This is a genomic window from Limnohabitans sp. G3-2 (genome assembly GCF_002778275.1).
Lineage (GTDB): Bacteria > Pseudomonadota > Gammaproteobacteria > Burkholderiales > Burkholderiaceae_C > Limnohabitans_A.
Window position 1 is genome coordinate 77,724 of record NZ_NESG01000003.1, and the last position, 12,633, is coordinate 90,356.

A 12,633-nucleotide genomic window follows, 5' to 3' on the forward strand; every position below is an offset into this window, starting at 1 on the left:
TTCAGCGCCCCGCCTGGTCCCAGGACGCAGAGGCTTTGAGCAAGCGCTCCAGGTCACGCTTGGCTTTGGAAGCGCCGGAGACATCCATGTTGGCGGGAAAACGCATCATGAAGTTGCCCATGGGATCGATCACATACAGATGGTCTTGCAACTGTTGTCCGGCGGCCGGTTGAATCCAGCTTTGCACCGTGGCCACATCGAGGCGCAGCACATGGGCCATGTTGAGCGCTGGCAGCAGGGTTGTCGCCACGGGCGCGTCGTCGGTGACAAGCCAAACGCGGTCCAGTCGGTCTTTGTCTCGGCCCAATATTTCGCGCAGCTGTCGCTGGAAATACAGATTTTCTTGGCAACGCTCGGCGCATGCCCCCGAGCTCACCGTCACCAGCAACCACTGTCCTTTCAGACTCGACAAGGGCACCCCCTCGCCTTGCAGGTTTTTGGCCGCCCCTGCAGGCATGTCTTTCTGAGGCTGGATGAGTTCACCATGGTTGCGGCGACCCTCAGGTCGGATCACGTAATAGGTGAAATACGAGGCGATGACCGGCGATGCGCAAATCAGCATCATGGCGATCATTTTCCACCGGCCCATGCGGGTGCGTTGGGCGTCGGCCTGCACCACATCGCCTGGCGAAGGCATGTCGTGCACGGTCATCGCCAGCGGGCTGTCAGTCAAGTCTTTTTTGGCGGCGGGGTTGGACAATTTGGAACCAGACATAAAGTAAAGCGATCAGGCCACTCAGGCCAAACCATTGAAAAGCGTATCCGTGGTGCTTTTCAACACCACTGGCCACCACGGGCCATTCGCGCAGCAAGCCTTCAGACGCGGCGCCCGACTGCAACAAGGTGACTTCGAGCACGGGCAAGCCCGTGACTTGGCGGTACGCCGTCAAGTCGAGATTTTGCCGTATCGGGCCTGTCTCGGTACCGCCGAAGTCATAGAGCCTTGAAGGCCATGGGGCCAAATGCCCCTGCACCTCCACCCCACCTTGGGGCGTGTGCAATTCAGGCAAAGCTGTGCGGTCAGTGAACGAGCGCTGTGCCCATCCGCGTTGCACCAACACCACCGCACCCGTGTCCTCCAACTGCAAAGGGGTCAACGCAAAAAAGCCGGGCTTGCCGTTCATCTGCCGGTTGTCCAAAAACACCGTGTGCGCGGGCAACCACTGGCCTTTGAGTGTCATGCGCCTGTGGATCAAGGCTTGGCGTTGCAGCGCATCTTTCTCGGCCGAACCCAGGCTGCGGCCATCCAGCACGACTTGCGCGGCTTGCTCTTGCTTGGCATTTTGCAAGGCCGTTTTCTCAGCGGCTCGGCCCAACTGCCAAAGCCCCAGTGAAAACGTGATGGCCACGCCCAAAGCGGCCATGCCCAGGACCAGCCATCTTTGCCAAGCTGGGGATTTGTCAGTCATAAGATAATGGGGCCATGAAAATACTGGTTGTCATCGCCTTCATAGGCATTGTGCTGAGCTTGGGCTCGGCTTTGGTTTACATGATGCGTGGCAACACGCCACCTGTTGAGGGCCAAGCGCCCAAAAAAGGCAGCATGGCCACCGCCCTCGCCTTTCGGGTCGGGTTTTCAATTGTCCTCTTCATTTGTGTTCTTGTTTCTTGGAAGATGGGTTGGATCCAGCCCACTGGCATTCCCGCTGGCGCTTGAGCCTTCTAAGCTGCTGAAAAGCTTCCAGCAACCGCCTGCAATCGGCCGCCATTGAATGGCCCATCGCCCAACAAAAAAGCGCCTTTGGGCGCTTTTTTGTTGGGCTGCGGCCAGATCACATCCAGTAAACCAGGATGTACAAGCCGAGCCACACCACGTCCACAAAGTGCCAGTACCAAGCGGCGCCTTCGAAACCGAAGTGACGGTCTTTGGTGAAGTGGCCTTTTTGCAAGCGCAAGGTGATGAACAACAGCATCAACATGCCCACGAAAACGTGGAAGCCGTGGAAACCGGTGAGCATGTAGAAGGTCGAGCCGTAAATGCCAGAGGACAGTTTCAGGTTCAAGTCACTCCAGGCGTGTGCGTATTCGTAACCCTGAACAAACAAGAAAGCCACACCCAACAAGACCGTCATCCACATGAACTTGATGGTTTTGCTGCGATCGCCAACCTGCAAGGCATGGTGAGCGATGGTCAAAGTGACGCCCGATGTCAACAGCAAAGCGGTGTTGATGGTGGGCAACCAAAATGGACCCATGGTTTGGAAGGGCTCCACAAAGCCAGCGGGCGAAGTGGTCGCGCCCGCCACCACGCTGGGCCATGCCGCCTTGAAGTCAGGCCAAAGCAGTGCGTTTTCAAGGCTGCCCAAAGCCGGCACAGAGTGCGAACGGGCCCACCAGAGTGCGGTGAAGAAGGCACCGAAGAACATGACTTCGGAGAAGATGAACCAGGTCATGCTCCAACGGAACGACAGGTCGATCTTGCGGCCGTACATGCCGCCTTCACTCTCTTGAATCGCTTCAGAGAACCACTGGTACAAAACAATCAACCACCAGGCCATGCCGAAAAACAGGCAATACATGCCCCAATCCGCGCCGTTGATCCACTGACCTGCGCCCAGGATCAGGAAGAACAAGCCGATGGCCGCCATCACGGGATGACGCGACGCGTGGGGTACGTAGTAATAAGGCGTGGTGCCGTGTGCTGCTGAACTCATAGGAACTCCTGCTCTCTCTAATTCGAAATCAAACTCTGGGGCTCAAAGGCCGGTCGGTTGGACAACCACCCAATTGACCAAGGCAATCAAACCCAAAACAAACAACAATGCCGCCCCGATGGCCACACCGATGATGTGGAAAGGGTTGAGCTTTTCAATGTCTTGCTGGGAATCGGAATTCTTGCGAAGTCCGACAAACGACCACAGCACCGCCTGAATGGTGCGCAGCCAAGAGGTTTTGTGAACGGGCGCGTTCATGAACCCCATCCTGTCTTGGCGGGCAGTGTTTGCACCGCTGCGGCCAAGGGCGCTGTGGGCGCTGCCGGTGTTTTGCCACCCACTTCAAAGAAGGTGTAAGACAGGGTGATGGTCGTCACGTCTTTGGACAACTTGGGGTCGATCACAAAGGCCACTGGCCAAGACTTTTTCTCGCCCGGCTCCAAGGTGTACTGGTTGAAACAGAAACACTCGAGCTTGTTGAAATGGTTGGCCGCTTGACGGGGTGCGTAACTCGGAATGGCTTGGGCCGCCATCCGGCGGTTTTGCACATTCTGAAATTCGTACATCACCGTGCTCAGTTCACCGGGGTGAACTTGCATGGAACGCTTTTCAGGCTTGAATTCCCAAGGACCACGCACGTTGGCGTCAAATTCGACGGTGATGGTGCGGCTGGTATCGACCTGGGTGTTGCGCAGCACTTCGGCCGCTTTACCCGACTTGGCACTGCCTGGAATTTGGGTTTCGGCAATCGACAGGATGTTGATCCCTGTCATCTCGCAAATGGCCTTGTAGATGGGCACCAGCGCGTATCCGAAGCAGAACATGCCTGCGGTCACAACCGCCAGCTTGCCCACCATGCTCAGATTTTCACCACGCAGGTTCATCTTGGGTCTTTCAGGAATTCAAGAGCATCAACTTGGCCACAAAACCAATCAGCACAGCACATGCGACCGACGCCAAAATCAGGCCCAATCGCACATTGCTTTTTCTTTGTTCAGGTGTCATGGCCATGTCGATCAACCGATCACGCGGGTTGCGGTAGCGTCCAGCTTGGGTGGGTTCTCGAAGGTGTGGAAAGGTGCAGGCGAAGGCACTTCCCATTCCAGACCTTCAGCCGCTTCCCAAGGCTTCTGGGAAGCTTTCTCGCCCTTGCCCATCATGGTTGGCAAGACAACGAACAGGAAGAAATAGACCTGGGCAAAACCGAAGAAGAAGGCACCCACCGAAGCGATCATGTTGAAGTCGGCGAATTGCATGGGGTAGTCGGCGTAGCGACGTGGCATACCGGCCAGACCCAAGAAGTGCATCGGGAAGAAGGTCACGTTGAACGAGATCAGGGACCACCAGAAGTGGATCTTGCCGCGGCCTTCGTGGTACATCACACCGGTCCACTTGGGCACCCAGTAGTAGAAACCGGCAAACAAGGCAAACAAGGAGCCAGCCACCAAGACATAATGGAAATGCGCCACCACGTAGTAGGTGTCTTGCAACTGGATATCAATCGGGGCCATGGCCAAGATCAAACCCGTGAAGCCACCCATGGTGAACACAAAGATGAAGCCCACTGCAAACAGCATGGGGGTTTCAAAAGTCATGGAGCCGCGCCACATGGTGGCGATCCAGTTGAAGATCTTCACAGCGGTCGGCACAGCGATCAGCATCGTGGCGTACATGAAGAACAACTGACCGGTCACAGGCATGCCGGTCGTGAACATGTGGTGCGCCCACACAATGAACGACAAAATAGCGATGGACGAGGTGGCGTACACCATGGAGGCATAGCCGAACAATTTCTTGCGCGCAAAAGCGGGCACGATCTGGCTGATGATGCCGAAGGCCGGCAAGATCATGATGTACACCTCGGGGTGACCGAAGAACCAGAAAATGTGCTGGTACATGACCGGGTCACCACCACCCGCGGGGTTGAAGAAGCTGGTGCCGAAATGGCGGTCTGTCAATGTCATGGTGATCGCGCCAGCCAACACGGGCATCACGGCAATCAGCAAGTAAGCGGTGATCAACCAGGTCCAAGCGAACATGGGCATCTTCATCAAAGTCATGCCAGGCGCGCGCATGTTCAAGATGGTCACGATGATGTTGATCGAACCCATGATGGACGAAGCACCCAGGATGTGCATGGCGAAAATACCAGCGTCCATCGAGGGGCCCATTTGCAGGGTCAGGGGGGCATACAGCGTCCAGCCGGCAGCGGGTGCGCCGCCAGGCATGAAGAAGGAGCCCACCAACATGGCGCCTGCAGGAATCATCAGCCAGAAGCTGAAGTTGTTCATGCGGGCGAAGGCCATGTCAGACGCGCCAATTTGCAGAGGCAGCATCCAGTTCGCAAAGCCCACAAAGGCCGGCATGATCGCGCCGAACACCATGATGATGCCGTGCATGGTGGTGAATTGGTTGAACAACTCAGGGTTGACCACTTGCAGGCCAGGCTGGAACAACTCGGCGCGGATACCCAAAGCCAACACGCCGCCAATCATGAGCATGGCGAAACTGAACAGCAGGTACAAAGTACCGATGTCTTTGTGGTTGGTGGCATACACCCAGCGACGCCAGCCCGCAGGCGCGTGACCGTGGTCGTCATGGGCGTGATCGTGATGGTCGAGAACGGCACTCATCTTGATTTCCTTTGATTTGAATACGGTACGGCTTATTTGCGAGCGGCCAAAACTTCAGCCGGTTGCACGATTTGCCCGGTCTTGTTGGACCAGTTGTTCTTGGTGTAAGTGATCACAGCGGCAATTTCGGTGTCCGACAACTGCTTCCATGCAGGCATGGCGCCATTGTTCTGGCCATTGAGCAGAACCGCGATTTGCTTGGATTTGTCGGCATCCAACACCACAGCGGAACCGTCAACAGCTTTGATCGCGCCAGCACCCTTGCCGTTGGCTTGGTGGCAAGCCGCGCAATTGGCTGCATACACTTTTTCACCGCGCTTGGACAGGTCGTCCAAAGCCCAGACTTTGGCAGGATCGTCAGCTTTGGCCGCTTGTTTTTTCTTCTCACCCACCACCCAAGCCGCATAGTCTTGTGCAGACAACACTTTCACATGGATCGGCATGTAGGCGTGCTCTTTACCGCACAGCTCTTGGCACTGGCCGTAAAAGTCGCCGGTTTTCTCAGCGCGGAACCATGTGTCGCGCACAAAACCGGGGATCGCATCTTGTTTGATGCCGAAGGCTGGCACCGCAAAGGCGTGGATCACGTCATTGGCCGTGGTGATGACGCGCACTTTTTGGCCCACTGGGACCACCAATGGGTTGTCCACTTTGAGCAAATAGTTGTCGCCTTCTGGCTTGCCCGCATCGGACATGGCGCGCTGGCCGGAATCCAAGGTCGAGATGTAGCTCAGGCCTTCGCCCTCACCCTTGATGTAGTCGTAACCCCATTTCCACTGGTAACCCGTGGCCTTGATGGTCAGATCGGCGTTGGTGGTGTCTTTTTGGGCCACCAGCACTTTGGTCGCTGGCAGCGCCATCAAAATCACGATCAGGAAGGGAACGGCCGTCCAAATCACTTCGACCGTGATCGACTCCGTGAAGGTGGCGGGCTTGTGACCGACCGATTTGCGGTGCTTCCAAATGGAATAAAACATCACGGCAAAAACCGCAATGAAGATCACCGTGCAAATGATCAACATGAACCAATGCAACCATTGCTGCTCTTCAGCAATTTTGGTGGCTGCCGGATGCAAATTGAGCTGATTGACCGCAGGGCCGCCCGGCAAATCGTTGACCGCGTAGGCCGCAGTGGCTGCCCATGCGCCTGCAAAGATGCCCGCGCGGGATAGCAGCGAAGCCAATTGGTTGGAAATATTCTTCATGGTTCTCACTAACTTCCAAGACACTGTTGAACTCACACCTCAGGCAAACCGGGCTTCGCCCCTTTTGCCACCAGACATCACGCCGAGCGCAATGCCTTTCTGATTTCTCGCGCCAACACTTGGCGCAACTCGGGCCGCACAAAGCGCCCCACCTGAATCGATCGACCTTGGCCTGACAACTCGATCAAGCTGTGGTCACCCGATTTGGGCTCGACCCTCACCCATTGACGCGCAAACTCTGCACGCTCCAAGCGGCCCGCAGACTCACACTCCACCACCAGCTGGCCACCTTGGATCGAAATCTTTTCACCGTCGGTGGCATGGCGCGCATACATCAAAAATGCCACACCCACCACCGCGATTTCAAGACCTGCAAACGCCAAAACCAGCGTCGCACCCAGATACCAAAAAAACAAACCAATGGCCAAAGAGAACATGCACAAGGACAGGTAGAACCAACCCAGCTGGGTAGGCGTGACCGAACAATTGCGCCGTAACTGCCAATGGATGGCAGGTCCAGACTCTTGAGCAAACTGATAAGTTGGATTTGACACGCGTCAACTTTCAATAAACTAACACGCTGGGAGGCACCAAATGCCTCTGAAACCCGCCGGATTTTACCCGAGAACAAAGGGGGTTTTGATTCATCTCAAACTTTGTCGGAAATCCGGGCACCGCTGCGCAGCATTTGCCGCATCTGATCGAGCCCAATGGCCGCTTGGGCACTGACGGGGACGCGGGGGGATGGCTTGAGGGCGTGCCCGTACACAATTTCAAAGCTCAGCGTCAAACGTCCACCCTCCTCGGGCTTGGCCAAAGTCATGAGCACCTGCTTGAGTTGCGCCAACCACCTGCGCCCACGCAAACCTGAAAAACGCTGCACATGCAGATTTCTCCCCCAACTGCGCAACTCGGCCAGCAGGCGCTCGGGCGTTTCATAGGTGAGCGTGATGCGCTCCATGTCCATCACCGGCTCGGCAAAACCCGCTTCCACCAGCATGTCACCCCAATCGTGCATGTCGGTGAATTCGTGAGCGGGAGCGGGCCAACCCTGTTGTGCATAAGCGTCGCGCAACTCCCGCAAGGTATCGGGCCCCAGGCATGAAAACATCAAGAACCCATCCACCGCCAAAGCTCGGTGCCATGTTTTCAGCAGGTTTTGAGGCTGGGCTGCATGGTGCAACTGCATGTTGGCCCACAACATATGGGCTTGACCTTCTGGTGGCATGCCCGAATGAAGGCGCGGACCGAACCAGCGCTTGGCTTGCCACCATCGGCCTTGCAACAAAGCCTCGGCCGCCAAATCCTGCTCGGGATGCTCGCTGCTGAGCCAGGCTTGTGCCTGGGGGTAGCGCTTTTGCAAAGCCGCGTGGGCGAGCATGCCGCCCTGCCTGGCCCCCCAATGGACCCAGCGCGTGGGCTGCAGCTTGATGAATTCCAGCCGCTCTTGCATGCGCGAGGCCACTTCTTCGTGCAGCCAGGGCGACGCCTCCCCCACACAGCACCTCGCCCACCGGGCAGCGGCAACAGGGTCCAACGAGGGGGGGCGGTCAGGTGCAGACATGGCCAAGGCAAAGAAGGGAAAAGGCCTGCAAACAGCCAGCGTGGTGGTCGGCTTGTGGTCAGGGGCAGGCCGCAGTATATTGATTTCATGCGGTCTCCATGGTTTCAAAGGGTGGTTTCAAAGCTCCGCCGGCTCGGGCCAATGCCATTTGGCTCTGCCTTGCCCAGTCGCTGCGCCATTTGCCAAAACTGGCCCCATGCGCCGGTGTGTGAGGCCTGCATCAGCCGCTTTGCACAACCCCAGCACCGATGCCTGAGCTGCGCCCTGCCCTTGGCTTTGGGCCTCCAACGATGCGGCGCCTGCCTGCGCACACCTCCCCCCTTAGACCTGTGCCTCACCGCAGTCAGCTACGAATGGCCGTGGATCGATCTGATCACGCGCTTTAAATTTCAAGAACAAGCGGGGTGGGACGGCCCGTTGGCCACCTTGATGCTGAGCGCATCAGGGGCCGAAGACGCGCTGGACGCGGCAGATTGGGTGGTGCCCATTCCCTTGTCAACACAACGCTTGGCGCAGCGCGGTTACAACCAGTCTTGGCAATTGGCCAAGCAACTGAGCCCCAGCAAGGCCGATGCCCACTTGTTGCTGCGCACACGGGACACGCCTTCCCAGCGCACCCTGCCCCGAGCCGAACGCTTGGCCAATCTGGTGGGGGCCTTTGCGGTGGAGCCCTTGCGGGCCTCGGCCTTGCGCCACAAAAACGTGGTCTTGATCGATGACGTCATGACCAGCGGCGCTTCCTTGCACACCGCGGCGCGGGTTTTGCGCCAAGCGGGCGCAGCCAAAGTCAGTGCTTTGGTGCTGGCACGCACCGAGGCGCCCGAGGACTATTGAGCGCAGGCACAATACCCCGCATGTTCCATATCGTCCTGGTTGAGCCCGAAATCCCCCCGAACACCGGCAATGTCATTCGCTTGGCGGCCAACACCGGCTGCACCCTGCACCTGATCGAACCCTTGGGTTTTTCCATGGATGACAAACACATGCGGCGCGCGGGTTTGGACTACCACGAGTACGCCGAGCTGCGTCGCCATGCCGACTGGGCCACTTTTTTGGCCACCGAGCGGCCCGCGAGCGAGCGCATGTTTGCCCTGACCACACGCGGCAGTCGCCCGGCACACCAGGTTCATTTTGAGCCTGGCGACTGGCTGGTGTTTGGTTCGGAAACCCGGGGCTTGGCGCCCGAGCTCAGGGCGCAGTTCGCGTCAGAGCAACGCATCAAACTGCCCATGCGCGAGGGGCAGCGCAGCCTGAACTTGTCCAACGCCGTCGCGGTGACCGTGTTTGAAGCCTGGCGCCAAAACGGCTTTGCGGGCGCCTCGGTTCAGGCGTAAATGCGCACCAAGGATTCGGCAGCGCAGACAGGTTTGTCACTGCCTTCCCGCTGCACCGTGACATTCCACTGAAACTGCATGCCATTGCCTTCGATGGGCGTGGCCGAATGCAGGTGCAAATGCCCACGCAAACGGCTGCCCACAGGCACGGGCGACATGAAACGAACCTTGTTGAGCCCGTAATTGACACCCATGCGTTTTTGAGTGACCAAGATGGTTTTGTCAAAAAACTGGGGCAACAAGGACAAGGTCAAGAATCCGTGGGCAATGGGGCCGCCAAAAGGCCCTTTTTGGGCCTGCTCGACGTCGACATGGATCCACTGGTGGTCACCCGTGGCGTCGGCAAACAGGTTGACCTGCTGCTGGGTGATTTCGACCCATTCGGTGATCGCGACATCCTGACCGACACAGGCGGCCAGATCGGCCAAAGTTTCAAAGGTTTTCATGGGGATCACTTTATCCAGCCTGCGCGCGACAGGCTGTCCATGCTGTGACACCTCAGGCGCCAGGGGTTGGGCCACCAGCTGTTGCAGCTGCAAACGCAAATGCGCCAGTTGTTCACGGTAGCTTTGCGCATCGCCATAGTCTGAAAAGCCGTGGTAATGAGGATGGGCATGCACCACACGGCGTGCGTGCTTGATGGGGCACCAATACTGCTCGGTCAAGCCCACCACCTCCCGGGCATACGCCATCAAACCATTGCCATACGAACAATAGGCGCAGTTGATCTTTTCGATGATGTTCAGATAAGCCAAATGGGTTCGGTCGTACACAAAATAATCCGAACGCCGCACCCGCGGCATGTTGTACAGGGGAAAACAAACCCACTGGTACAGCGTGACCATGCCGTCGAGCAGCACCATGGGCAAGAGCACCGGGTAGATCAAAGGGATGGTCAGCAAGTGCCGCCAGTCCGAGGTCAAGACATAGCGCACCACGCCCTCTTTGAACCGCCGCTGCTGGTCCAGCACTTCGTGCTCAAATTTCACTTTGCGCTGGTCGAAATCGGCTTGAAATTGCTGTCGGCGCCTTTGCACCTCTTGCTCAATGTCCGCCTCCAATTGGCGGATGCGGTCCAAAAATTCATTGATTTGAGCGTTCATGATCGACTTTCAGCCAGGGTTGAGGTGCTCGCTGCCCAGCATGGCATGCCCGAAGCCCACAGCTGCATCAGACCACAAGCCCGAAGAGGGCCGTGAAACGCTCAAAGGGCTGGCCAAGTCAAGCTGACCCGCAAGCCGCCCAAGGCCGGGCTGCCATCGACTTGGACCTGTAAAGCGTAACGCTGAGCCACGCGGCGCACGATGGACCACCCCAATCCACTTCCGTCCGCACCATTTCCGGGTACCCGGAAGAAACGGTCACCCAAACGCGCCAAATCGCGGGCGTCCATGCCGGGGCCACTGTCCTCCACCACCAAAGTGGGGGCAGGCGACGCCGCCCAGTGCACGCGGATGGTCGATCCCACCGGGCTGTAGCGCTGGGCGTTGTCCACCAAATTGCCCACCAGCACCCCCACCAAACCCGGCGGCATGGGCAAGGGCAAGGCGTCGGGCGCGTCCAAACTCAAGGTCTGCTGCTTCAAGACGGACTGCGGGCCCAAGTCGGCCAAGGTGTCACGGGTGTCGGCCACGGCGTCACACTGCTCCGAACCCAGCGAAGGCCCATGGGCATCCAGGCGGGCCAGCTGCAGCAACTGGGTCACCAGGCGGGTGGCACGGTCACACCCCTGCAGCACGGCGTCAAGGGCTTGCGCACGCTCTGGGTCTGAGGCCGCGCCCCGGGCGACCTGGGCCTGGATGCGGATGGCTGCCATGGGCGTGCGCAGCTCGTGGGCGGCGTCCGCCGTGAAACGGCGCTCGCCCTCCATTTGCAAGGTCAGCTGGTGAAAGAGCTGGTTCAGGGCTTGAACCAGCGGTCGAACCTCGGCAGAAACCGCTTCGCTCAAAGGCTGCAAGGCCTGTGCGTGGCGCTGCGAAACCGACTGGCTCAATTGCCGAAGCGGCGCCAAGGACTTGAACACCGCGCCCCCAATCAGCAAGGCCAAAACGGGCAAAGCCAAGAGCAGCGGCACGATGGCAGACTTCAAGCCCGCCTTCAAGATGTCTTGCCGCGCCGACTCCATTTCAGCCACCACCACCCGCACACCGCGATCGCGTCCCGCCGTGGCGAAAACCCGCCAAGTTTGACCCGCTCGGTTTTGGTCAGACATGCCGTTTTGCCCCCACGGCGCCAAAGGCTCGAGGGGGGCCTCAGCAGACCGAGACACCAACTCGCGCTCGTGCCAAATTTGAAATGCGACACGCGGCTGGTATTTGTGCAGCACTTCAGCGGTGGTGAAGTCGTCATCGTGTTCGTCGCCGCTTTGCACGGCCAGTACCGCGGCTGTTTGCGCCAAATGGGCGTCCAACAGTTCGCTCAGCTCGTGCGCCGTTCTCTGCCAGGTCAGTACCAAAACCAAGGCCCAAAACAAACCCGTCGCCAGCAGCAGGCTGAGCGTCAAGCGCCACTGCAATGAAGAATGACGCCAAGGTGTCATGGTGCGCTGACGCCTGCCTTGGGGGCATCGGGCTTGACCTGCTGGGGAAGCAAGTAACCGACTCCCCGCAGGGTTTCGATCACATCGGCGCGGAGTTTTTTGCGCAAGTTGTAAATGTGGACTTCCACCGTGTTGCTGCTCACCTCGGTGCCCCATTGGTACAGGTGCTGTTCAACCTGGCTTCGGGTCAACACACGGCCCGCGTGGAGCATGAAAATTTGCAGAACCTCGTATTCCCGCAGCGACAACTCCACCAAGCGCTCACCCAACCAGACTTGGCGTGATGCAGGGTCCATGCGCAAGGCACCCGCCTCCATGATGGGCTCGGTGACCCCATGGGCGCGGCGCACCAAAGCGCGCAGTCGGGCCGCCAGCTCCAGCAGGTCAACTGGCTTGACCAGGTAATCGTCAGCCCCCGCGTCCAGTCCGGCAATGCGGGCAGGCACCCCCTCGCGGGCCGTCAGAATCAAAATGGGTGTGCCCATTTTTTGGCGCCGCACAGCTGCCAAACACTGCATGCCATCTTGGCGAGGCAAGCCCAAGTCGAGCACACAGGCTTGGTAGACACCGGTCAACAGCTCGCGTTCGGCAGCCATGCCGTCACGCACCCAGTCCACCCAAAAGCCCTGCTGCTGCAATCCGGCCTTCAGCCCTGCGCCCAAGAGGGCATCGTCTTCAACCAGTAAAACCCGCATGTTCCCTAC

General features: G+C 58.5%; 16 protein-coding genes. 3 read left to right on the forward strand and 13 right to left on the reverse strand.

The features are described from left to right. Position 1: 1 nt before the first annotated feature. Both B9Z31_RS04785 and B9Z31_RS04790 read right to left on the reverse strand, forming a co-directional pair. Positions 2–715 carry a hypothetical protein gene (locus B9Z31_RS04785; RefSeq protein WP_100118437.1) on the reverse strand — a complete coding sequence of 238 codons (714 nt, stop codon included), beginning with the start codon at positions 713–715 and terminating at the stop codon, positions 2–4. Continuing rightward, on the reverse strand, positions 666–1,409 hold the full coding sequence (locus B9Z31_RS04790; RefSeq protein WP_100118438.1) for an SURF1 family protein: 744 nt from the start codon (positions 1,407–1,409) through the stop codon (positions 666–668). The genes B9Z31_RS04785 and B9Z31_RS04790 overlap by 50 nt, the downstream gene beginning before the upstream one ends. A gap of 14 nt (positions 1,410–1,423) precedes the next feature. Here B9Z31_RS04790 and B9Z31_RS04795 point away from each other — a divergent pair, with 14 nt between their 5' ends. Continuing rightward, positions 1,424–1,657 (forward strand): twin transmembrane helix small protein, encoded by a 234-nt coding sequence (locus B9Z31_RS04795; RefSeq protein WP_100118439.1) that lies wholly within the window; start codon positions 1,424–1,426, stop codon positions 1,655–1,657. A gap of 115 nt (positions 1,658–1,772) precedes the next feature. On the opposite strand, the gene B9Z31_RS04800 is transcribed toward B9Z31_RS04795, so the two are convergent. From B9Z31_RS04800 to B9Z31_RS04830, 8 genes are all read right to left on the reverse strand, one after another. Continuing rightward, positions 1,773–2,654 carry a cytochrome c oxidase subunit 3 gene (locus B9Z31_RS04800; RefSeq protein WP_100118440.1) on the reverse strand — a complete coding sequence of 294 codons (882 nt, stop codon included), beginning with the start codon at positions 2,652–2,654 and terminating at the stop codon, positions 1,773–1,775. Between the two features lie 42 nt (positions 2,655–2,696). Then, complete coding sequence (locus tag B9Z31_RS04805; RefSeq protein ID WP_100118734.1) at positions 2,697–2,912, reverse strand: DUF2970 domain-containing protein; 216 nt, start codon at positions 2,910–2,912, stop codon at positions 2,697–2,699. After that, the gene (locus tag B9Z31_RS04810) at positions 2,909–3,538 is read right to left on the reverse strand and encodes a cytochrome c oxidase assembly protein (RefSeq protein WP_100118441.1); all 630 of its coding nucleotides are present in this window, start codon (positions 3,536–3,538) and stop codon (positions 2,909–2,911) included. The genes B9Z31_RS04805 and B9Z31_RS04810 overlap by 4 nt, the downstream gene beginning before the upstream one ends. Positions 3,539–3,548: 10 nt before the next feature. Beyond that, on the reverse strand, positions 3,549–3,755 hold the full coding sequence (locus tag B9Z31_RS15720; RefSeq protein ID WP_369804634.1) for a cytochrome oxidase small assembly protein: 207 nt from the start codon (positions 3,753–3,755) through the stop codon (positions 3,549–3,551). Then, complete coding sequence (gene ctaD / locus B9Z31_RS04815; protein ID WP_100118442.1) at positions 3,671–5,287, reverse strand: cytochrome c oxidase subunit I; 1,617 nt, start codon at positions 5,285–5,287, stop codon at positions 3,671–3,673. Before ctaD ends, B9Z31_RS15720 begins: the two co-directional genes overlap by 85 nt. A 32-nt stretch (positions 5,288–5,319) precedes the next feature. After that, positions 5,320–6,492 carry a cytochrome c oxidase subunit II gene (gene coxB, locus B9Z31_RS04820; RefSeq protein WP_100118443.1) on the reverse strand — a complete coding sequence of 391 codons (1,173 nt, stop codon included), beginning with the start codon at positions 6,490–6,492 and terminating at the stop codon, positions 5,320–5,322. 77 nt (positions 6,493–6,569) lie between these two features. Beyond that, on the reverse strand, positions 6,570–7,046 hold the full coding sequence (locus tag B9Z31_RS04825; protein WP_100118444.1) for a DUF2244 domain-containing protein: 477 nt from the start codon (positions 7,044–7,046) through the stop codon (positions 6,570–6,572). Positions 7,047–7,141: 95 nt separating this feature from the next. Continuing rightward, positions 7,142–8,056: a biotin synthase gene (locus B9Z31_RS04830; RefSeq protein WP_100118445.1), complete on the reverse strand. Its 915-nt coding sequence runs from the start codon at positions 8,054–8,056 to the stop codon at positions 7,142–7,144. Positions 8,057–8,197: 141 nt separating this feature from the next. Here B9Z31_RS04830 and B9Z31_RS04835 point away from each other — a divergent pair, with 141 nt between their 5' ends. Together B9Z31_RS04835 and trmL are read left to right on the forward strand one after the other, a co-directional pair. Continuing rightward, positions 8,198–8,890, forward strand: a complete 693-nt coding sequence (locus B9Z31_RS04835) for a ComF family protein (RefSeq protein WP_233200744.1) — start codon at positions 8,198–8,200, stop codon at positions 8,888–8,890. A gap of 20 nt (positions 8,891–8,910) precedes the next feature. Next, complete coding sequence (gene trmL, locus B9Z31_RS04840) at positions 8,911–9,390, forward strand: tRNA (uridine(34)/cytosine(34)/5-carboxymethylaminomethyluridine(34)-2'-O)-methyltransferase TrmL (protein ID WP_100118447.1); 480 nt, start codon at positions 8,911–8,913, stop codon at positions 9,388–9,390. Here the strand turns inward: trmL and B9Z31_RS04845 are convergent. From B9Z31_RS04845 to B9Z31_RS04860, 3 genes are all read right to left on the reverse strand, one after another. Next, positions 9,381–9,836 (reverse strand): MaoC family dehydratase, encoded by a 456-nt coding sequence (locus tag B9Z31_RS04845; RefSeq protein WP_100118735.1) that lies wholly within the window; start codon positions 9,834–9,836, stop codon positions 9,381–9,383. The two genes, trmL and B9Z31_RS04845, sit on opposite strands and share 10 nt — an antisense overlap. Before the next feature lie 758 nt (positions 9,837–10,594). Then, positions 10,595–11,929, reverse strand: a complete 1,335-nt coding sequence (locus B9Z31_RS04855; RefSeq protein ID WP_100118448.1) for a histidine kinase dimerization/phospho-acceptor domain-containing protein — start codon at positions 11,927–11,929, stop codon at positions 10,595–10,597. Then, the gene (locus B9Z31_RS04860) at positions 11,926–12,624 is read right to left on the reverse strand and encodes a response regulator (RefSeq protein ID WP_100118449.1); all 699 of its coding nucleotides are present in this window, start codon (positions 12,622–12,624) and stop codon (positions 11,926–11,928) included. The genes B9Z31_RS04855 and B9Z31_RS04860 overlap by 4 nt, the downstream gene beginning before the upstream one ends. Positions 12,625–12,633: the final 9 nt, after the last annotated feature.